Annotated in this window: 17 protein-coding genes and 1 pseudogene; 3 read left to right on the forward strand and 15 right to left on the reverse strand. The window is 72.9% G+C overall.

Annotated features, from left to right (window positions below; genetic code table 11):
* Nucleotides 1-15: 15 nt before the first annotated feature.
* From I6A60_RS25945 to I6A60_RS25990, 10 genes are all read right to left on the reverse strand, one after another.
* Nucleotides 16-1,116 carry a glycosyl hydrolase gene (locus tag I6A60_RS25945; RefSeq protein ID WP_203024420.1) on the reverse strand — a complete coding sequence of 367 codons (1,101 nt, stop codon included), beginning with the start codon at nucleotides 1,114-1,116 and terminating at the stop codon, nucleotides 16-18.
* A complete protein-coding gene (locus tag I6A60_RS25950; RefSeq protein ID WP_307873874.1) occupies nucleotides 1,113-2,954 on the reverse strand; it encodes a glycosyltransferase family 2 protein in 1,842 nt (613 codons plus the stop codon). The genes I6A60_RS25945 and I6A60_RS25950 overlap by 4 nt, the downstream gene beginning before the upstream one ends.
* A 51-nt stretch (nucleotides 2,955-3,005) precedes the next feature.
* Complete coding sequence (locus I6A60_RS25955; RefSeq protein ID WP_307873875.1) at nucleotides 3,006-5,231, reverse strand: serine/threonine-protein kinase; 2,226 nt, start codon at nucleotides 5,229-5,231, stop codon at nucleotides 3,006-3,008.
* 244 nt (nucleotides 5,232-5,475) lie between these two features.
* Complete coding sequence (locus I6A60_RS25960) at nucleotides 5,476-6,213, reverse strand: NeuD/PglB/VioB family sugar acetyltransferase (protein WP_203024423.1); 738 nt, start codon at nucleotides 6,211-6,213, stop codon at nucleotides 5,476-5,478.
* A gap of 89 nt (nucleotides 6,214-6,302) precedes the next feature.
* A complete protein-coding gene (locus I6A60_RS25965) occupies nucleotides 6,303-7,106 on the reverse strand; it encodes a PadR family transcriptional regulator (RefSeq protein WP_203024424.1) in 804 nt (267 codons plus the stop codon).
* 213 nt (nucleotides 7,107-7,319) lie between these two features.
* A complete protein-coding gene (locus I6A60_RS25970) occupies nucleotides 7,320-7,631 on the reverse strand; it encodes a ferredoxin (RefSeq protein WP_203024425.1) in 312 nt (103 codons plus the stop codon).
* Nucleotides 7,632-7,657: 26 nt separating this feature from the next.
* A complete protein-coding gene (locus I6A60_RS25975) occupies nucleotides 7,658-8,986 on the reverse strand; it encodes an NADH-ubiquinone oxidoreductase-F iron-sulfur binding region domain-containing protein (RefSeq protein ID WP_203055718.1) in 1,329 nt (442 codons plus the stop codon).
* A complete protein-coding gene (locus I6A60_RS25980; RefSeq protein ID WP_203023827.1) occupies nucleotides 8,983-9,645 on the reverse strand; it encodes a ferric reductase-like transmembrane domain-containing protein in 663 nt (220 codons plus the stop codon). Before I6A60_RS25980 ends, I6A60_RS25975 begins: the two co-directional genes overlap by 4 nt.
* On the reverse strand, nucleotides 9,642-10,721 hold the full coding sequence (locus I6A60_RS25985; protein ID WP_203042438.1) for an FAD:protein FMN transferase: 1,080 nt from the start codon (nucleotides 10,719-10,721) through the stop codon (nucleotides 9,642-9,644). Before I6A60_RS25985 ends, I6A60_RS25980 begins: the two co-directional genes overlap by 4 nt.
* Before the next feature lies 1 nt (nucleotide 10,722).
* Entirely contained in the window at nucleotides 10,723-11,019 is a 297-nt protein-coding gene (locus I6A60_RS25990; RefSeq protein ID WP_203023829.1) for a hypothetical protein, read from the reverse strand.
* A 514-nt stretch (nucleotides 11,020-11,533) separates the two neighbouring features.
* Between I6A60_RS25990 and I6A60_RS25995 the strand changes: the two are divergent.
* Nucleotides 11,534-12,523 (forward strand): annotated as a pseudogene (locus tag I6A60_RS25995) (DUF222 domain-containing protein); the annotation flags it as partial.
* Nucleotides 12,524-12,556: 33 nt separating this feature from the next.
* On the opposite strand, the gene I6A60_RS42020 reads toward I6A60_RS25995, so the two are convergent.
* The 3 genes from I6A60_RS42020 to I6A60_RS26005 form a co-directional block, all read right to left on the reverse strand.
* Complete coding sequence (locus I6A60_RS42020) at nucleotides 12,557-12,838, reverse strand: hypothetical protein (RefSeq protein ID WP_238436256.1); 282 nt, start codon at nucleotides 12,836-12,838, stop codon at nucleotides 12,557-12,559.
* Nucleotides 12,839-12,895: 57 nt separating this feature from the next.
* On the reverse strand, nucleotides 12,896-14,473 hold the full coding sequence (locus tag I6A60_RS26000) for an ATP-binding protein (RefSeq protein ID WP_203023830.1): 1,578 nt from the start codon (nucleotides 14,471-14,473) through the stop codon (nucleotides 12,896-12,898).
* Nucleotides 14,474-14,562: 89 nt separating this feature from the next.
* Nucleotides 14,563-15,054, reverse strand: coding sequence for a hypothetical protein (locus I6A60_RS26005; RefSeq protein WP_203023831.1), 492 nt, complete (start codon nucleotides 15,052-15,054; stop codon nucleotides 14,563-14,565).
* Nucleotides 15,055-15,165: 111 nt separating this feature from the next.
* On the opposite strand from I6A60_RS26005, the gene I6A60_RS26010 reads away from it, so the two are divergent.
* The gene (locus tag I6A60_RS26010) at nucleotides 15,166-16,512 is read left to right on the forward strand and encodes an amidohydrolase (protein WP_203055719.1); all 1,347 of its coding nucleotides are present in this window, start codon (nucleotides 15,166-15,168) and stop codon (nucleotides 16,510-16,512) included.
* A 63-nt stretch (nucleotides 16,513-16,575) separates the two neighbouring features.
* On the opposite strand, the gene I6A60_RS26015 is transcribed toward I6A60_RS26010, so the two are convergent.
* Together I6A60_RS26015 and I6A60_RS26020 are read right to left on the reverse strand one after the other, a co-directional pair.
* Nucleotides 16,576-17,007 carry a heme-binding protein gene (locus tag I6A60_RS26015; protein ID WP_374113399.1) on the reverse strand — a complete coding sequence of 144 codons (432 nt, stop codon included), beginning with the start codon at nucleotides 17,005-17,007 and terminating at the stop codon, nucleotides 16,576-16,578.
* 143 nt (nucleotides 17,008-17,150) lie between these two features.
* The gene (locus I6A60_RS26020; RefSeq protein WP_203021242.1) at nucleotides 17,151-17,552 is read right to left on the reverse strand and encodes a VOC family protein; all 402 of its coding nucleotides are present in this window, start codon (nucleotides 17,550-17,552) and stop codon (nucleotides 17,151-17,153) included.
* 388 nt (nucleotides 17,553-17,940) lie between these two features.
* Between I6A60_RS26020 and I6A60_RS26025 the strand changes: the two genes are divergently transcribed.
* The coding region (locus I6A60_RS26025) for a BTAD domain-containing putative transcriptional regulator (RefSeq protein WP_305038814.1) at nucleotides 17,941-18,959 on the forward strand (1,019 nt) is incomplete at its 3' end.

The raw sequence follows: 18,959 nt of genomic DNA on the forward strand, positions 1-18,959 counted from the left end.
CGGGCTTTCGGCTGGTCAGGGGCGCAGCGGCAGGGTCAGCTCGGGTCTGCTCGTCCACCGCCAGGTCGCGTCGTAACGCGGGTTGGCCGCGCCGACGGCGAAGGCCCGGGAGGCGGCCGGGGACACGGCCACCCGCCAGTCGACCTCCTTCGTAGACTCCTGCCAGATCACCCCGATGATCTCCGGGTACCGCGGTAGCGAGGCGAAGAGCTGGGCGATCCACGCGGCCTTCAGTCCCGCGTTGTCGGCCGCGCCGGTCTCCGTGATCACGATCGGCTTCTGGGTGACGGTCTGGACCTCGGCGAGGCTGCTCGCGAAGATCTCGTCGAAGGACTTGTAGGTCTCGTTGCCCACGGTGCCGTAGTAGCCGGAGAAACCAACCCAGTCCACATACGCGTCGCCCGGATAGAGCTCGGCGAGCGGGGTGGAGTTCGGATAGGTGACGTTGGGGCTCCAGATCCACACCACATTGGCCGCCCCCTCCTGCGTGAAGATGTCGTGCACGTGGCGCCAGGCCTGGACGTACTGTCCCGGCTGGTTGCCGTTGGCCTGTTCGGCCCACGGATACCAGTAGCCGTTCATCTCGTGCGCGAACCGCAGGCCGATCGTGTAGTCGAGCGTCTTGACCCCGCGGGCCCAGGAGCGGATGTAGGAGTCGAACGAGCCGTCGATGATGTTGCTGAGCCGGTATTTCGGCTGGGCGCCGCGCAGCTTGTCGCTCTGGGGTTTGGTGGAGAAGTCCCACGGCTCCCACGCGACGATCGGCATCATGCCAAGGCTCGCGACCTTGTTCAGGTCGCTGGCATTGAACTTGTCCTCGGCCCAGCCCTCGGAGAACTGGTAGGCCCGGGGCTTGTAGCTCGTCTTCTGGGTGAAGTCGAGGAGATTGGTGAAGCTGTGGACCCCGGCGGTCGTCATGATGCCGACGAAGGTCTTTCCCGGCTCCGGGAACTGGGTCGGCGCCGCGGCCAGTTCGGTGGAGGGTGCCAGAAGCTCCGCCGGGACCGCCGCCCCGGGCCGGCGGGGCCCGGACAGGTGTGGGGCCACCCGGAAGACGTAGCCGGCGAGCACGACGACGAGGACCACCGCGACCACCCGCGGCACCGTCAGCCTCACTGGCCGTTCTCCGTGACGGAGCTTTCCTCGGCGAGCCGGGCCGTCAGCAGGAGCTGGGACTCCATCGGGTCCGCGGCGACGTGCATGCGGGCGCGCGGCGGGACCGTCCTGGGCGGCCCACCGTCCGCCGGGCCCCTGCGTCGCGCGGCGATCGTCCGGCGCACGGAGAGCAACGGTGGCGACAGCCCGACCAGCAGCGCGAGCAGCGCCCAGAGCTGCGGCGGGGCGAAGTGCCGGTGGTTCACGCCGAGGTTGACGCACAGCAGCGTCGCGGCGACGACGGCCCAGACCAGGTGCAGCCGGAAGGTCCGGAGCGACTCGGTGCTGCGCAGCTCGCCCTTCGCGGTCACGGCGTAGACGAGACGCCGGCGCAGCACCGCCGCGAACGCGGCCGACAGGTAGATCGGCCCGGCGAACAGCGCGAGCACCATGCCCGGTATGCCGATCTCATGTCTCTCGTGTTCGGCGAGGTTGAACCGGCGCAGCCACAGCCACATGCTGACCCAGCTGCCCAGGGCGGCCATCCACAGAGTGAGCCACGACCCCCCGCGCAGATGGACCGCGGAGGCGCCGAAAGCGAGGTAGCCGACCGTCGCCAGGCTGCCGAACAACAGGCTCGTCGCGACGCTCGGGTAGTAGAACTGGACCATTCCGTACAGCAGGCGCTGGCGGGCCCGCAGTCTGATTCCCGCTTTCGCCCGGCGGCGCAGCTTGACGTCCCAGACGCCGTACGCCCATCGCTTCTGCTGGTTGAAGTAGTCGGTCCAGGTGGTGGGCGCCTCACCGATCGCGATCACATCGGGCGTGTAGACGCCCTTCCAGGGATTCCCGGTCGCCGGGTTGATCGTCCCCTGGACGCGCATGCTGGTCAGGTGGTCCTCGATGATCGAGTCCTGGTAGCCACCGATCTGTCGCCAGGCCGCCGGCCGGTAGAGGTGGTTGGTACCGATGAGCAGCGGGGCGTCGAGGCCGTTCCCGCCGCGCTCGATCACCCCGTTGAACAGGTACTGCTGCATCGAGGCGCCCTGCGCCACCAGGTTCTCCAGCATGTTCCCGTAGACCTGGGGCGCCACGACGAAGGCGACGTCCGGGTCGCGGAAATAGCCCAGGGTGCGTTCCAGGAAACAGGTGAGCGGGACGTGGTCGGGGTCCATCTGGGCCACCACGTCATAGTGGCGCTCGTGTTCGGCGCGCCAGGCGTTGTGATTTCCAGCCTTGCTCCTGGCCCGGAACTCCCCGGCCGGCTGGTTGTATTCCGGGCGGCCGCGCCGGCTGAAATGCAGGACGCCCAGGTCCTCGGCGACCCGCTGAACCTCGGGATCGTTCTCCTCGTCCAGGATCCAGGCGGTCAGAAAGCCGTCCGGATAGGCGATCTCCCGCATCGCGCCCAGCGTTCTCGCCACGACGGAGACGGGTTCCTTCGAGGGGACGATCGTCGTGAGCACCGCCACCCGCAGCCCGGGCGGCGCGACGAGGGGCACCGGATCCCGGGCGTACCAGGCGAGTATCCCGATGATGGAGACCTGGACGATCCTGATGACCTCGACGAGGACGACGAGGCAGAAGCTCACGCGCGCCAGGAACAGCCGCCAGTCGCCCGCGCCGGCGACGCCAGCCCCGGGCACGTGCGCGGGCAGCAGCAGCCAGCCGACGAAGATCAGGTTCACCAGCGCCGTGAACAGGAACAGCAGCGCCAGGGCTAACCGGCGGCCCGGCGGCACGACGGAGCGAAACTCCACCCGCGGGTTGTCGCCCCGCGGCGTGGTCAGCGGCCCACAGGCCTCGGCGCAGCGGGCATAGGCGACCCGCACCGCGGTGCTACGACGGGTGCCTCTCACCAGTCGCCGCGCGGCTCTGTGCCTGGCGACCGCCAAGCGTCCTCCCCCTTTTCAGCGGACGCTGACCGCGTTCAGGTTGTTGTCGTCGGTCCCGAAGTACGCGGTGCCGTCGGCGACCGCGACCGAGTGCACGCCACTGGCGGCGGCGAACTTCCCTCGCTGGGCGCCGGTCGCGGCGTCCACCGCGTAGAGGTTGGCGTCGCCGGTGCCGAAGTAGACGGTCCCGTCCACCACGACCGGTGCGCCGACGTCCCCCGAGGCGGGGAAGGTCCACACCTTCTTGCCGGTCGTGGCGTTGAGCGCGTACAGGCTGCGCTCGGCGCCGCCGACGTAGACCGTGCCGTTCGCCAGGGCCGGACCGGCGCCGACGGACGCGCCGTCGAACTGCCAGACCTGTTTCCCGGAGCCCGCGTCGGCCGCGTACAGGCTTCCGTCGGTGCTGCCGAAGTAGACGATTCCCCCCAGCACCGCGGGCTGGCCGGAGACCGCGCCCTTGGTGGGGAACGCCCAGCGCGGGTTTCCCGAGAAGGCGTCCACGGCGTACAGGTTGGTGTCGCTGCTCCCGACGTACACGGTCTCGCCGGCCAGGGCCGGTGAATGGGTGTCGTTCTGGGCCGAGAACTTCCACCGGAACGCGCCGCTGGTCGCGTCCAGGGCGTAAAGGTGGGCGTCGGCGCTGCCGACGTACGCCAGACCCCCGCCGGCGACGGGGGAGTGCACGATCCCGTCGGTGTGGTATTTCCAGCGCGTGCGGCCGGTCGCGGCGTCGAAGGCGTACAGGTAGCCGTCGTCGCCGCCGAGGTAGACGATTCCGCCGAGGGCCAGCGGGGTGGATCCGATCGCGCCACCGGTGGTGAACTTCCAGACCTGCTTGCCGCTGGAGATCTGGGCCGCGTACAGGGTTCCGTCGTTGCTGCCCGCGTACACCAGGTGACCGGCGATCCGGGGACGGCCCAGCACGGTGCCCGTCGTGGAGAGACGCCAGCGGACGGTCCCGGGCGGGCTCGCGGCTGCAGCCGGCTGGCCGCCGCCGTCGTCGAGCAGGCGCCAGGCGGTGGTCCCGGCCGCGGCGGCCGCGACGACGCCGATCGCCCCGCCCAGGAGCAGGCGGCGGCTCGGCCCCTGCCGGGCCGGCTCGGCGGCCGGCTCGGGAGTGGTGCGGCCCAGGGAGGGCACGGACGGCACCGACGCCAGCTGGGTCGGCAGCCCGCTGGTCCGCACCGGCGGCGTGGACGGGATGGTCAGTTCCCTGGTGGCCTCGTTCGGCGTCCGGCGGGACTCGCGTGCCGCCACCGGGACCGGGCTGTCCTCCAGCCAGGGCATCGGGACGGGCGTCGTGCCGATCGGCGTCGGCGTCGGCCCTACCGGCTGTATCGGCATAGGCCCGGTCGGGATCGGCGTCTTCGAGAGGGCGGCGGGCAGCCAGCCCGGCGGGAACATGTCGGCGGCGGGCCGGCCCCCGGTCAGCTCCCGCAGAATGGTGTTCAGATCGGGCCGCCGCGCCGGGTCCTTGTCCAGGCAGCGAGCCAGCAGGGGACGCAGCTCGTCCGGGACCTTGGTGAGGTCCGGCGGGTTGTGCACGCTGCGATAGAGCATCGACGGCAGCGAACCGACCCCGAACGGACCGGTTCCGGTGACCGCGAACGTGAGGACCGCGCCGAACGCGAAGATGTCGGTGGACGTTGTCACCGTCTCGCCGTTTATCTGTTCCGGCGACATGTAGCCGGGCGAGCCCATAACCGCGCCGGCATGAGTGAGCGATCCGGAGTCCTCGAGCGCCGATATTCCGAAATCGATCAGCCGGGGACCGTCGGGGGCCAGCAGCACGTTCGCCGGCTTGAGGTCCCGATGGATCAGGCCGGCGGAATGGACGGCCGAAAGGGCCTCCGCCAGAGCGGCCCCGAGGGCACGCACCGACGCGACCGGAAGCGACCCGGCGTCACGGACGGCGGCGTTGAGAGACGGGCCCGGAATGAAGGCGGTGGCGAGCCAGGGCGGATTGGCTTCCAGATCGGCGTCGATGACACCCGCCGCGAAGAAACCGTTCACGGCCCGGGAAGCTGCTACCTCGCGGGCGAACCGCAGCCGGATGTGTCGTTGCTGGACGAGATCAGGGCGGATAATCTTGATCGCTACCCGGCGCCCGCTCGGCGAGAAGGCCAGATAGACTCGTCCCATACCGCCGCTGCCCAATACGGCCGCGAGTTGATAGTTACCAACGGTCGTCGGGTCGTTCGGCCCCAATGCTTCCAAGGCCGGCTCCCTCCCGCGCGCCACGGACCACGACTCCTAGGCCCTGTCGAGACTCTACCTGCGCCGATCGGCGGGGCGAACGTCCCCCGGGCCCGTGCTTGGTCAAGAATCCGATAACCCCGCTGCCGGGTGCTGTGGTAGCCAAAGGCGACACCGCCGGCACCTAGCGGAACGCATTCCTCTCGCGGCCCAACGCTTCGCTCAGAGTCATTGTTTCAATGCGTTGGGTAGCGAAATGCTGCGCGCGAGATCGGCGGTCCGCGCCGCGTCACACACCCCGGCTCGGCGGGCCGGGCAACGCGTAGCGGCCCCTGGCCCGGGCCGGCGCGGGCCCGGTCCAGACCGGTGGCGGCCCGGCGGACGGGCGGATCAGCTCGGCCGGCACTCCGGCCCAGACCTCCGCGTCGCCGACGTCCCGGGTCACGGCCGCGCCCATCCCGACCAGCGACCAGGCGCCGATCGTCAGGCCCTCGCGGATCGTGCAGTTCTGGCCGATGTAGGACCCGGCCCGGACCCGCACGCTGCCGGCCAGTGACGCGTTGGCGCACACGGTCGCGTAGTCCTCGACGACGACATCGTGGGTGAGCACGACGTTCGGCATCACCACGACGTGCTGCCCGAGGGTGACGTCCGCGGTCAGCACCGCGCCGGCGAGCAGGATCGAGCCCTGGCCGACCGCGCACGACGGCGGGATCACGGCCCGCGGGTGGATCACGCTGGTGTACCGGTCGCCCGTCACCCCCATCTCCTCCAGCCGGTGGCGCAGCACCGCGCGCGAGCGGCCGGTTCCCGGGCCGAGCAACAGCCGGGCCCGCGGGTACTGGGCGACCCGGTCCATCCCGCCGAGCACCTGGGCGCCGCCGATCGGCGCGCCCCAAAGCGACGGGTTGTCATCCAGGAAGCCGACGACGTGGTGATCGCCGGACGCGCGGGCGGCCTCGGCCGCCTCCCGCGACAGTCCGCCGGCGCCAACGATCAGGAGAGGTATGGGCCCGGCGGAGGTCATGGTGTCCTTTATACGGCCTTGATGGTTCTCGGGTCGCCGGCCCGGAAGCCACCGGGCCGGCCCGGCCGAGCGGCCGAGCCGGCTGGCGACTACTCGGCCGGGGTCTCGTTCGCCGGTGGCTCCTGCGCTGCGGCGGGGGCCTCGGCCGCAGCGGCTCCGGTCCCGGTGGCGTCGGTCCCGGCGGCGTCGGACGGCTCGCCGGCGAGCAGCAGGTAGAGGGCACGTCGGGCGTCGGTGAGCACCTTGTGCGCGGCGGCGGTCTGGCCCGCGTCGCCGGCTCGGGCCACCTGCCAGACGGCACCGGACAGCTCCTGAACGGCGCCGAGCAGGTCGACGCCGCCGGCACGGCCGGCCCTGGCGGTGAACGCCGCGAACGGGTCGCCGATCGTGTCCCGGTTCTTGGCGAGGTGGGCCTGCCCGGCCTCGGTGATCGTGACCAGCCGGCGTCCGCCGTCGGCCGTGACCGTGACCAGGCCCTCGTCCTCGAGCTGGCTGATCGTCGGGTAGACCGCGCCGGGGCTGGGCTGCCAGGCGCCGCCGGTGCGCTCCGCGATCGCCTGCATCAGCTGGTAGCCGTGCCGCGGGCCGTCGGCCAGCAGCAACAGGACGGCGGCGCGTACGTCGCCGCGACCGGCGCGGCCGCGGCCGCCTCCGCCGCCGCGGTGGCCGGCCCGCAGCCGCGGTCCCCAGGGACCGGGCCCCCAGGGACCGGCACCGGGGCCGGGGCCCATGGGGGGCGGGCCGGGAATCGGGCCCAGGTCGCCTGGAACCGGGCCCATGCCCGGACCCGGGTGGTGCCCGTGCCAGTGGCCGTGCCGGCGGAACGGGCCGTGGTGCAGCCGTGGGTCAGCGCCGGATCCATCCGGAGCTGATCTGTGGTGGTGGGACTTCATGAGGTTTCTCCTTGATGAGGTGCGCGCCAGGCGCGCTTGATGAAGGTGTGCGGTGGGCGCCGGGTGGCGGGCGGCCGGTGGGCCGTCAGCGCGACCGGGACGCCGGACCGCGGGTGCCGCCGGCCATCCGGCCGTGGCCCATCAGAGCGGGCCGGTCTTCCAGCGACACGCTCACGATATATCGCGTTAGAACTTAAAGCAAGGCACTCGAGGCTAGGACGCGCGACGCAGGCGTAGTGCCAGCCGGGGGCAGGTCTCGACGGCGCGCTGCGCGTGCGGAGCCAGGTCGTCGGGGACCGGGATCTCGCGGGCCGGCCGGCCGGTGCCGCGCGCCCCGTCGCGGGCGGCCACGGCCCGCTCGGCGTCGGACTGGGCAAGCGGGTAACCCCAGCGGTCCTGGACCAGCAGCTCGGGCAGCAGCTCGACGCACCAGCCGCGGCCGTCGCACACGGACCAGTCCACGCCGAGCATCCACCCGGTCGGCACCAGGCTGGGCCCGGACGTGCGAGAGGAGGCTGACTGCATGGTCGGTCCTTTCCGAACGGGAGAGATCAGCCGCCGGAGCCGGCGCAGCGGCCGGCGGCGTGGGCGTGCAGGTCGGCGGCGAACACGCGCAGCGCGGAGCGGACCAGCCGGGCCGCGCCGTCGGGGTGGCGGCAGGCGCCACGGCCGTCGACGAGCTCGGCGACCTCGGCCGCCTGCCGTGCCCAGGAGCCGGTCAGGCCACCGCCGCCGGCCAGCTGCCCGGCGGCCGCGGCCAGCTCCGGCAGCCCAGCGCGGCACGGGCCGCACTGGCCGGCGCTCTGTGCGGCCAGGTAGCCGGCGAGGCGGGCGGTCTCCGCCAGGCCGCAGGCCCGCGCCGGCAGCACGTGGACGAGTCCGGGCCCCGGGGCGGCGTCCCAGGCGGCGAGTCCCGCGCGGGACAACGGCACGTCGGGTGTCCGGTCCGCCGACAGCCAGGAACCGCCGTACCCGCCGACCCGGATCGCGCCCGGCCGCTCGGCCGCGCCACCGGCGCGCCCGACGACCTCGGCGAGCGTCGCGCCGATCGGCACCTCGACCAGCCCGGGGGACACGACAGCCCCGCCGACCGTGACGAGCATCGTGCCCGGCTCATCGACGGTGCCGCGCTCCCGGAACCAGGCCGCGCCGTGGCGGGCCAGCAGCGCCAGGTGGGCCAGCGTCTCGGCGTTGCAGACGACCAGCGACCTGCGCAACCGGCCCTGGCGGCCGGCGCCACGGGGTGCCTGCGCGGCGAGCGGCACGAACTGGGGGAACGGTTTCGCCGCACCGCCGTCGACGACCGCCGCGGCGGCGGAGGCCTCGCCGGCGACGAACACGCCCGGCGGTGCCAGCCTGACCTCGGCCGGCCGCTGGTCGACGCGGGCGGCGCGACGTTCCGCCAGCGCCCGGCCGACCGCCTCCGCCGCGGGGCCGGCCTTCACGTACACGTAGGCGTCGGCGGCGGAGACCGCTTCGGCGACCAGCGCCAGGCCGTCGAGCACCAGGTGCGGCGCGCGCGTGAGCAGCCAGGCGTCCTTGGCGCTCTCCGGCTCGCTCTCGGCCGCGTTCGCGACGACGCTCGCCGGCCCGCTCCACGCCTGGCCGCCCGCGGCGTCCGGCCCGCCGGCGGCGTCGGGACCGAGCGCGGCGGCGAGCTTGCGCCACATCGGGAAGCCGGCCCCGCCCCGGCCTGTCAGGCCGGCGGCGCGCAGTTCGTCCACCAGCTGTGCCGGCCGGCCGCGGTAGGGGACCGGTCCGAGCCGGGCCACGTGCTCGGCGAGACTCGCCGCGCCCGCGGCGAGCAGCCGACCGCCGTTTCCCGGCTCCGGCGACAACGCTGTCGCCGGAGCCGGGCCGGATTCGGTCGGGGTGGTCATCGGGCCAGCTCCCCGCCGGCGGGGCCCGCGGCGTTCGGCCGGGGCACCGTCGGCTGGTAGAGCTGGCCGAGCGGGCGGGGCATCGGCTGGGCCGGGACGGTCGCGGCTGGCCGGGCGGCCCCGGCCCGGTCGGCCTGGAAGGACGCCGAGCAGCGCCAGCCGACGGCGAGCACGACCGCGAGCGAACAGACCACCGCGACGGTGAGCTGCCACCAGGTGCCGACGTCGGTGCCAGCCCCGAGCGAGTGGATGAACGCCACCGGCCAGGCGGCGTAGGCGGCCCAGTGGACGCCGCGCCAGACCCGCACGCCGATCCGCTGGCGCAGCAGGCTGCTGATGACCACCGCGAGCAGCAGGTCGGCGGCGCAGGTCCCGAGCCCGACCCACAGCGGCCGGTACCCGGCGGCGAAGGGCACCACCGTGTCGATCACCGCGATGTGGGCCAGCGGGTCGAGCACCAGCGTGGTCACGTGGATCACCAGCAGGGCCAGCGCCAGCAGGCTCGCGTTGCGGTGCACGGCCGCGAGCGCGAAGCCCGGCAGCCCCGCCGCCGGCTGACCCTTCCTGGCCACGATCCCGAGCACGAGCGTCAACGTCAGCACCAGCAGGAGCGTCAGCCCGGTACCGCGAGCGGTGTACCAGAGGACGTTCTGGCTCATCGGGCCGCCTCGGAGCGCGACAGCGCCAGCGGGCCGGTGCGCAGCCAGTCGGTCGGCGTCGGGTCGTCGTCGGGCCAGCCGTTGACGGTGACGACCGCGCCGTCCGCGCCGACCAGCCGGGCCGGCAGGCCGAGCGCGGTCAGCCAGCCGACGGCGCCCCGGCCCCGGACCAGCGCGGCGGTCGTCGCCGTGTTCGCGGCCAGGCAGCTGGTCGCGGCGACGGTGACCGTCCGCCAGACGACCGGCGCGGGCCGGCAGGTACGCGGGTCGAGGATGTGGTGCAGGACGCGGCCCTCACGCCGCCAGCGCCGGCCGATCGTGCTCGACGTGGCCAGCGCGCCGCCGGCGGCGAGCGTCACCGAGCCGGCCGGCTCGCCCGGCCGGTCCTGGACGTGCACCCGCCACCCACCGGCGGGCGGCGCCCCCGCGGTAGCCAGGTCGCCCCCCAGGCTGACCAACGCGCCGGTGCCGAGCCGGTCGGCGACGAGGGCGGCGCAGCGGTCGGCGGTGTGTGCCTTCGCGGTCGCGCCCAGGTCCAGCTGGATGCCCGCCGGGACGGTGACCTGGTCACCGTCGAGCGTGATCCGCCGCCACGCCGGCCCGCGCCGGACCGCCAGGCCGGCTGTCGCGCTCTCGCCCGGCTCGTCTGGGTGGTCCCGGCGGCGGCGATGGGCCGGGCGGCGGCGGTCGACGGGGATCAGGGCGATGTCCCGGTCGTAGCCGAGCGCGGCGAGCGGGCCGCCGAGCGTCGGGTCGACATCCCCGTTGGTCGACGCGGCCGCGGTCAGTGCGACGCCGATCAGCTCGGCGAGCACCGGGCTGACCCGGCGCGGCTCACCGCCGGCCGCCGCGAGCCGGCTGACCTCCGAGTCGTCCCGGAACCGGCTGGCGGCCGCGTCCACCGCCGCGAGCTGGTCGACGACGATCCGGTGCGCCTCGTCGAGCGTCGCCGGGTCGGTGACGACGAGGCGGGCCTTCGTGCTCCAGACCGACCACTCGGCCGAGGCCGGCTCGGGCTGGAGCCTGGGCTCAGGGTCGACCTCGACCGGGGCGGGGCGCGGCGTTCGGTCGGGCATGTCAGCTGCCGCCCGTCTGGCCGTGAAAGGCGCCGCCGGAGCCGTTGTCGCCCGAGACCAGGCCGGAGCCGCCGCTGTTGTCGAGGAGCGTCCCGTCCTGGGACGTCGTCCCGGTTCCGCTGCCCGTCTGGTCGTCGCTGCTGGAGGTGCTGGCTGCGGCGGCACTGTGCTCGTGGGCGAGGAGACCGAACGTGACCACGGCGGCGGCACTGGCGACGACCACGCCGGTCGTCACTCGTCCCGTCCGGCGCAGGCCGTCCTCCCGGGACGGCCGGGCCGCCGCGTCGCGCGATGCCATGGACTGTCCCTCCGTCGGCTGCTCGCGGACCGTCCCCGCCCCAGGCCCGCCGGGCCCAGTCGGGCCTGTCGGGCATCGGTGCGCGTGCAACGGTTGCCTACCTCTCCAGGGTGAGCCTCAACCCTTGGAGATGGCTGAGAAATCTCTGTGCGGAGGCGATCAGGCTCGCCAGTGCCAGTGCCAGTGCCAGTGCCAGTGCGGGTGCCTGCCTGTGCTGGTGCCGCTGGTGCGTGGGGTGGCGGTGGCGCACGCCTGTCCGCGCCCCGGGCGCGCAGGGCTTGCCGTGATGGGGTCTGCGTGGCGTTCAGGTGGGCTGTGATGCGCCGTCTTCCGGCTCTGGAGGTCGGTTCTCTGAATCCTGGTGCTTACCGCTTGCCAGAAAGATTGCTTTCTCATGGCTGTCGTAATCTGCCGATCCGACGAGGCATCTTTCTCGGGATTCGTCAAATAGTGTCCAGGGAGTTGTGGGTAACGCGGGTTGGACGGTTGTTCGACACCGTGATTTCGTTGGGGCATGTCGATAGGAGCGAGGAGTCCGCGACACCACACGCTCGCCGAGTTGGATGACGTGGGTGTCGCTCTGGAGAAACTGACCGGCGCGAACCTGTGGGCGTTGACTGAAAGCGAGGTGCTGGCGGTCCTGGACAGCGCCGAACGGGCCTCACGGCTGCTGGCCGCGTTAAAACTGGCCGCGGTCCGCGAGATACACGGGCGAGACCTGCGCCCGGTGTTCGGCGACGAGTATCTGCCCACCGTCGAGGATCTCCTGCGCCAGCAACTGAAGCTGCGGGCCGCGGAGGCTCGCCGCACCGTTGGCCTGGCCCGCGACCTCGACACGACGTATCCCCGGGTCGGCGCCGCCCTGACCAGCGCCGTGATCAGCCATGGCCAGGCGGACGCCATCGTCGCCGCGCTGAACTCCCTGCCTCCCGACACCCCGACCGAACAGCGCGACTGGGTCGAGACTTTCCTATTGGCCCAGGCCGAGGTTCTCGACGCGGGTCAGCTCGCCATTCTCGGCAAGACCATTCGTGCCCGCATCCGCGACGAGCTTCACCCTCCAGGCAGCGACCCCGGAGACGACGGCGACCAGGCCCGCCGCCGCGAACTGCACCTCACCGACCAGCCCGACGGAACCACCCGCGTCACCGGAACGCTGGACGCCGAAGCCGCGGCGGCGATGCGCGCCGCGCTTGAACCACTCGCCAAGCCTCGCCCGCTCGGCGAGAGCCCGGAGGACCGCCGGACGGTTCCCCAGCTGCGAGCGGACGCCCTGGTCGAGATCATCGATCGAGTCCTGGCCACGGGCACGCTGCCGCTGTCTCGGGGGACCCGTCCGCATCTCACTGTCATCACGACGGTCGACGGGTTGCTGGGCCGGCCGGGCGGCGCGCCGGCCGCTACGGGCTACGGGATGCCGCTTTCCCGTGCCGCGCTCGAACGGCTCGGCTGCGACGCGGACCTGACCCACATCCTGCTCTCCAAGGAAGGTATGCCTCTGGAGCTTGGCCGCACCCGTCGCATCGTGCCGCCCTGGCTACGCCGAGCGCTGGTCGCGCGGGATGGCGGGTGTGCCTTCCCGCAATGCCCGAAGCCTGCGGCCTGGGCGGACGCCCATCACATCGTTCCATGGGCTGCTCGCGGTGATACCAACCTCGGTAACACCGTGCTGTTGTGCCCTTTCCATCACAGGGTGGTCCATCGGGGTGAATGGGTCGTGGTGATGGGCTCCGACGGTCATCCGAGCTTTGTGCCGCCGTATTTCGTCGATCCGGTACGCCAGCCCCGCCGAAATCCGCTCCACCGCGATCTCGACCATCTTTACACCGGGAGTTGGGAGCCTCCGGACGTCGTGGGCCGGTCGCGGGGGACGCAATCAGGCGCGCAGCAGCGTGACGGGGCGGCCCCGGGGAGTGGTGACGATGCCGAACTGGGTGCGCTGGGCGATGGGGGCGGCGGTTGGGCGGCGGTCGAAGATGACGAGGGTGCCGGTGTCGAGGCCGAGGGCGTCGAGGTAGGCGTCGAGCTGGCCGATGCCGTCGCGGGTGGGGTCACCCTTGTCGGGGCGGTGAACCTTGATCTCCAGGGCCTCGCGCTGCAGGGCCGCGTTGCGGTCGGCGTCGGTGTAGGGCCAGCGCACGAGCAGGTCTACCCGGCCGCGGCCGACGCCGTACTCGCGGTCCACATAGCCCCCGCCATTCACGACCCGCTGCAGGAAGGCCATCAGGATCAGGTGGGGAGCGGCCTCGCGGTACAGCTGGGCCGCGGCGAGCATGTCGCCGTTCTCGCGCCAGAAGCCGGCGAACGACTCGAGGATCGCGCGAAAGTCGAGCCGGCCGTCGGCCCGGACGAACGAGCTCGGGCTCGCCGTCACATTCGCCTGCACCCCGGCGGCGAGCACCCGTGGAATGACTTCCCGGTAGATCGGGTTCGCGACCTGGACGGGGTCGGTCTGTTTGATCAGGCCGAGGTCGCGGACATAGCTGAGATCGTCGTCGTACGGATCGACCTTCGTCAGCTCACCGGCGAGCATCGGCTCGATGACCCGGCGGACCCGGGGCTCCGTGAGCTTGTCGACGAGCGAGTCCAGATGGGTCGCCCGCGCCAGGATGAGCCGTTCCTTGGCCCGGTCCAGATGGGCGGTGGTGATGGGCACGTCCACCGGCACGGCCATGTTGCGGACGACCTCCCGGGCCAGCGCGTTGACCAGCCAGGGCTGTCCGGCGGTCAGCTCGAAGGCCCGGCTCAGGGCATCGGGGGTGAACTCCTGGCCGGTGTCCGCGGTGTGCTGGCCATAAAGGCTGTGCACCTCGTCCTCGGTGAAGTCGCCCAGCCGCAGCGACTCCACCTTGACGTTGAACGGGCTGGCGGTGCCGAGCCGGCTCGGGTCGCCGCCGGAGGCGGCTTTATAGTCGCGGACGTCCCGTAGGCCACAGAGGATTACTGAGGCGGGGAAAGCGTTCGGCCTTTCGGTGAAACCCGCGCGAAGCTGGCGGAGCACGTTGATCAGGCTTTGCCCCTGGATGGCATCGATCTCATCGAAGAACAGCACCAACGGACGCGGACAGGCCTTGGCCCACGCGGTGAGCCCGCGGCGCAGCATGCTCTCGTCGGGACCATCGGGCCAGCGCGGCGGCTTCAGTTCGAGTGGCAACGCGGTGTCGGAGCGTTCCTCGATCTCAGAAAGGATCGCGCGCTGCGCCGCCGCATAGTCGTCTCCCGTGCTTTCCGCCAGTTCGCAGGAGAAGTGCAGCGCCGCGTACCTGCCGCTCGCCGTCAGCTCGGTGGCGAGCGCTCGCAGTGCGGTTGTCTTGCCCGTCTGCCGGGGCGCGTGGACGACGAAGTACTCGGACTCGTCCACCAGTGCCGGAGCCGCTGGCAGGCGGGTGAGAGCCGGGATCATGTAATGCAGGTCGGGCAGGCACGGCCCCGACGTGTTGAACCGGCGTGTCACGACCTGCCCCCTTCACGCTCGCGGTCAGGGACCGTTTCCCCACAGACTACGGATCATCACAGACTACGGATCATCGGCCCGCCGGTGCGTCAGGGCAGGCGAGTCGCGGCCAGCCTGCCGAGGGTCCGGGCCGCGCCCGGTCGGGCGTCGGCGCCGATCTCCAGGCTCAGGTAGTAGTTGCCCTTGTAGACGTAGACGGTCTGGATGTTCGCGCCGTTCGTGCAGACGAGGGCGCGATACCCGGTGCCGTCGGCCTGTTCGAGCTTTCTGTCGCAGCTGGGGGCCGACCTCGCGCCCGGCCCGGCGCCGCGCCAGCTCCACAGACTGGCGTAGCCCTTCGGCGAGGTGAACCAGCAGCCGAGGGTCTTCGAGTTGCTGACGGAGACCTGTGCCTTGCCGGGACCGAAGGTCGAGCCCACGGCGGCGCTGATCTCCGCGGGGGTGAGCAGCGGGCAGGGCGCGACGGCCTGGGGTGCCGGGCCGGAGGAGCCGCAGCCCGCGGTCGCGACGCTCAGCACGGCGGACGCGGCCAGCAGGAGGGCGGATCGGTGTATCCGTGCGGCCCGCCGGTTCGAGGTCATCCGGCAATCCTCTCCAAGGGACGTTTCCGGGCAGGTCGCGGGGGTGGCGTTCGACGCAGTAGGCCCCCGAGGGCTTGCCGGGGCCCCGCCGGCTCGGCTGAATGAGGCGTCATGGGGACGTTGCTGCGGGGCGGGGTTGTGCTGCCGATGGCGCCGGAGCGTCGGCGGCGGCTGTTGCAGCCCGGGTCGGTGCTGTTCGACGGGGTCGAGATCGTCGCCGTCGGGACCGTGGAGGAGCTCGACGCCGACCCGCGGGCCGCCGGCCCGGACGTCGAGGTGATCGACGCGACCGGCTTCGCGGTGCTCCCAGGCCTGCACAACTGCCATCTGCACTCCGGCCTGCTGCGCGGGACCGCGGAAGGGCTCGCCCTCTTCGACTGGTTGCAGACCTACGTCGATCCCGCGCACCGGGCGCTCACCCCCGAGATCGCCGAGGCCGCGAGCTGGCTGTGCTACGCCGAGGCGCTGCGGTCGGGCACGACGTCGGTCATGGACATGTGGCGGTTCCTGGACGGCTCGGCGCGGGTGGCCGGCGAGCTCGGCATCCGGGCGACTCTTGTCCCGTACGTGGCCGACGAGACCGGTTACGACTACTTCGAGTCGATCGACTCGACCCGCGCGCTGCTGGCGAAGCACCGGGAGTCTTACGACGGCCGGGTCCGCTCCTGGGTCGGGCTGGAGCACCTCTTCTACTGCACCGAGCGCGCCTTCGCCGACGCGTCCGCGCTCGCCGCCGAGTACGACACAGGCCTGCATGTGCATTCCAGCGAGAGCCGCTGGGAGGTCGAGGAGTCGCTGCGCCGGTACGGGCACCGGCCGCTGGCGGAGATCGCCCGACGCGGCGCGCTGGACGGCGGCCGTGCCGTCGTCGCGCACTGTGTCTGGCTCGACGACGCCGAGATCGACCTGCTCGCCGCGACCGGCACCCGGGTCGCGCACTGCCCCGCGTCGAACATGAAGCTCGCGTCCGGGCCGGCGCCGGTGCCGAAGCTGTGGGCCGCCGGTGTCACCGTCGGCATCGGCAGCGACGGGGAAAAGGAAAACAACAACCTCGACATCCTGGAGGAGGCGAAGATCGCGTCGCTGCTGCAGAAGCTGGTCGGGCTCGACCCAACCGCGGGCGACCCGTGGGACATCCTCGCGATGGCGACGATCGAGGGCGCCCGGTGCCTCGGCCTCGGCGAGCTCACCGGCAGCCTCGAACCCGGCAAGCGCGCCGACGTCATCATGGTCGACCTGCGCAAGCTGCACACGACGCCGCTGCTGTCGGGTGCCGACGCCAACGTGGCCGCGCACCTCGTCTTCTCCTCGTCGGGCCAGGACGTCGACAGCGTCTGGGCCGCCGGCCGCCGGCTGCTCGCCGGCGGGAGGCTCCTCACGGCCGACGAGGCCGCGATCCGCTCCCGTGCCCAGGCCGCCGCCGAGGAACTGTTCGCCCGCCGCGCCGCGCTGACCTGAGCCAGGGAGCCAGCAGGTCAGGTGCGGCGCCGGCGGCAGGTCAGGTGCGGCGCCGGCGGCGGGTCACAGCGCGGCGACGGCGGCCTGGGCGACGGCATGGTCCTGGGTGGGCGAGCCGCCGCTGACGCCGACGGCGCCGACGACGGCGTCGTCGCGCAGCAGCGGGACGCCGCCGGCCGCGGGCGGACCGCCGTCCCGCCTGGCACCAGGCCGGGCGTCGTCCTGGCGCGGGCCACCGTTGGGGGAGTCCCAGCGAGCGCCGGTGGCCGCGAGGTCGAACACCCGGCCACTGGCTACCCGAGGCACGGTCCGGCACGCGTCGACGGCCTTGCGGATGGACACGTCGACGCTGCCGGTCCACGCCCCGTCCATGCGCACGTGGGAGACCAGGTTGCCGTCCCGGTCGACGACGGCGATGTTCATCGGCTGGCCGAGCTGGTGCGCCCGCCGCTCGCCCGCCGCGATGACCCGCCGCGCGTCGGCCAGTGACAAGATCACGGTCCCCCCTAGCAGCCACCGGCGGCCTGGCCCCCGGCGGCGTCGACGTGTCCGGGCGGAATGCCCAGCTCACGACGCTAGGTCCGCCGACGCGCCGAACTCGCGCGCGCCACGTGGCCCACCTGTCCGCTGCTGCCCGGTTACGCCGACGGCGGGGCGAAGAACTCCAGCGCGATGCCGTCCGGGTCCTTGAACGCCAGGCCTGATCCGTAGTGCGAGTCGACGATCTCGCCGTGCTTGATGTCCAGCCCGTCGAGGCGGTCCCGACAGGCGGTCAGCTCGGCGCGGTTGAGACAGCCGAAGGAGACGTGGTCGAGGCCGACCCGCCGCGGGCTGAACTCGCCCGCCCAGGCGTTGCCCGGGAAGTAGTGCAGCCCGAACAGCTGCTGACCGCCGGCCAGGGCGAAGACGACGTGGTGAAACGGCCCCGTGTCCTCGTCGAGCACCGGGTCGGTGCCGAACAGCCGGCTGTACCAGGGAACGCTGGTCGCGAGGTCGCTCACCGTGACGGCGACGTGGTTGACGGTGGGAAAGGACGTCATGGACGTGGCCTCTCGTTCGGGTTCGCTCCGGCCCTACTGGCGAAGCGGCACGGCGCAGACGCTAGGAACCGGCACTTCCCGCGCACTTCCTCGTGCGGGCTGGCGCCCGGCCTGCCCCGGGAAGGCCACGGCGCCGGCCGGGGAAGACCTGGGGAAGACGCCTTGGAAAAGTGCTGGCCACGACGGCCGCGCGACCCGGCGCCGGCCGCCCGGGCCCGCGGCGCCGCGGCGCTGACCTGGGCAGTTGATGTCGCGAAGGCGACTGGGCCCGCCCCTTCGGCGCGGGTCGAAGGCAGGGAGGACCGCCGACAATCAAGTCATGGAGTTGGCTCGGGCGATTTCGGCTTCGGGTTCGGTTGCCGTCGCACCCCCGGCGGTTCGGATTCGGATGCTCGGCGGCTTTCAGGTACTGCTCTGCCGCCCGCCCGTCGCCCCCGGCCGGGCCGCGAAGGCGGGTGGGCCGCGCCAGCCGGAACCCGCCGCCTGCGTGCCCGTTCCCGCGCAGGCATGGCGGCGCCGGCACGCGGCCGCGCTGGTGAAGCTGCTCGCCCTGGCGCCCGACCGGCGGCTGCACCGCGAGCAGGTCCTGGCGACGCTGTGGCCAGGCCTCCCGGTCGACGAGGCGGCGCCCCGGCTGCACAAGGCGACCCACTACGCCCGCCGGGCACTGGGCGGCCCGGACGCGATCCAGCTGCGCGGCGACACCTTCGCGCTGTGCCCCGACCGGGACGTGACCGTCGACGCCCGGGCCTTCCGTGACCTCGCCGAACGGGCCCTGCGCCAGGACGGCGGTGACGAGACGGCGCAACCGGCCGCAGACCCGCTGGGAGCCGCCACGGCCGCCGACGCCTACGGTGGCCAGCTGCTGCCCGACGACCTGTACGAGCAGTGGACGCAGGATGAGCGGGACCGGCTGCGGCTGCTGTACGCCCGGCTGCTGCGCGCCGCCGGCCGCTGGGAGGAGCTGCTCGCCGAGGACCCGGCCGACGAGGAGGCGTACCTGGCGCTGATCCGCGGCCAGGCCGGCCGGGGCGAGCGGCACGCGGCGCTGCGCGAGTTCGAGCGGATGGACCGGGCGCTGCGCCGCGAGCTGGGCGTCGGCCCCAGCCCCGAGGCGCTCGCGCTGCGAGCTGAGATCCTGGCCCGGCCACCGGACGCGCCGGTCCGGGCCGAGCTGGGCAGGGCCGAGTCGGGCCAACCGCTGGACGACGGTCTCGTCGGCCGCGACGAGGAGCTGGGTCTCCTGGCGGAGCTGCTGGCCCGTTGCGCGGCCCGTGGCGTGGCGGACGACCCGTCCGCCGGCGGTTCGGCGCTGGAGGCCGGCGTGGTCCTGGTCAGCGGCGTGGCCGGCGTCGGCAAGTCGGCGCTGCTCCTGTCTCTTATACACCTCGCCGCGCCCCCCCGCCC

It is taken from the genome of Frankia sp. AgB1.9 (genome assembly GCF_016786355.1).
GTDB lineage: Bacteria > Actinomycetota > Actinomycetes > Frankiales > Frankiaceae > Pseudofrankia.

Bases quoted from the DNA above. Each gene is read 5' to 3' on its own strand.
- I6A60_RS25960 (WP_203024423.1), bottom strand. From the start codon at position 6,213: ATGACCTCCGCCGGGCCCATACCTCTCCTGATCGTTGGCGCCGGCGGA.
- I6A60_RS25965 (WP_203024424.1), bottom strand. From the start codon at position 7,106: ATGAAGTCCCACCACCACAGATCAGCTCCGGATGGATCCGGCGCTGAC.
- I6A60_RS25970 (WP_203024425.1), bottom strand. From the start codon at position 7,631: ATGCAGTCAGCCTCCTCTCGCACGTCCGGGCCCAGCCTGGTGCCGACC.
- I6A60_RS25975 (WP_203055718.1), bottom strand. From the start codon at position 8,986: ATGACCACCCCGACCGAATCCGGCCCGGCTCCGGCGACAGCGTTGTCG.
- I6A60_RS25980 (WP_203023827.1), bottom strand. From the start codon at position 9,645: ATGAGCCAGAACGTCCTCTGGTACACCGCTCGCGGTACCGGGCTGACG.
- I6A60_RS25985 (WP_203042438.1), bottom strand. From the start codon at position 10,721: ATGCCCGACCGAACGCCGCGCCCCGCCCCGGTCGAGGTCGACCCTGAG.
- I6A60_RS25990 (WP_203023829.1), bottom strand. From the start codon at position 11,019: ATGGCATCGCGCGACGCGGCGGCCCGGCCGTCCCGGGAGGACGGCCTG.
- I6A60_RS42020 (WP_238436256.1), bottom strand. From the start codon at position 12,838: ATGGTCGAGATCGCGGTGGAGCGGATTTCGGCGGGGCTGGCGTACCGG.
- I6A60_RS26005 (WP_203023831.1), bottom strand. From the start codon at position 15,054: ATGACCTCGAACCGGCGGGCCGCACGGATACACCGATCCGCCCTCCTG.
- I6A60_RS26010 (WP_203055719.1), top strand. From the start codon at position 15,166: ATGGGGACGTTGCTGCGGGGCGGGGTTGTGCTGCCGATGGCGCCGGAG.
- I6A60_RS26020 (WP_203021242.1), bottom strand. From the start codon at position 17,552: ATGACGTCCTTTCCCACCGTCAACCACGTCGCCGTCACGGTGAGCGAC.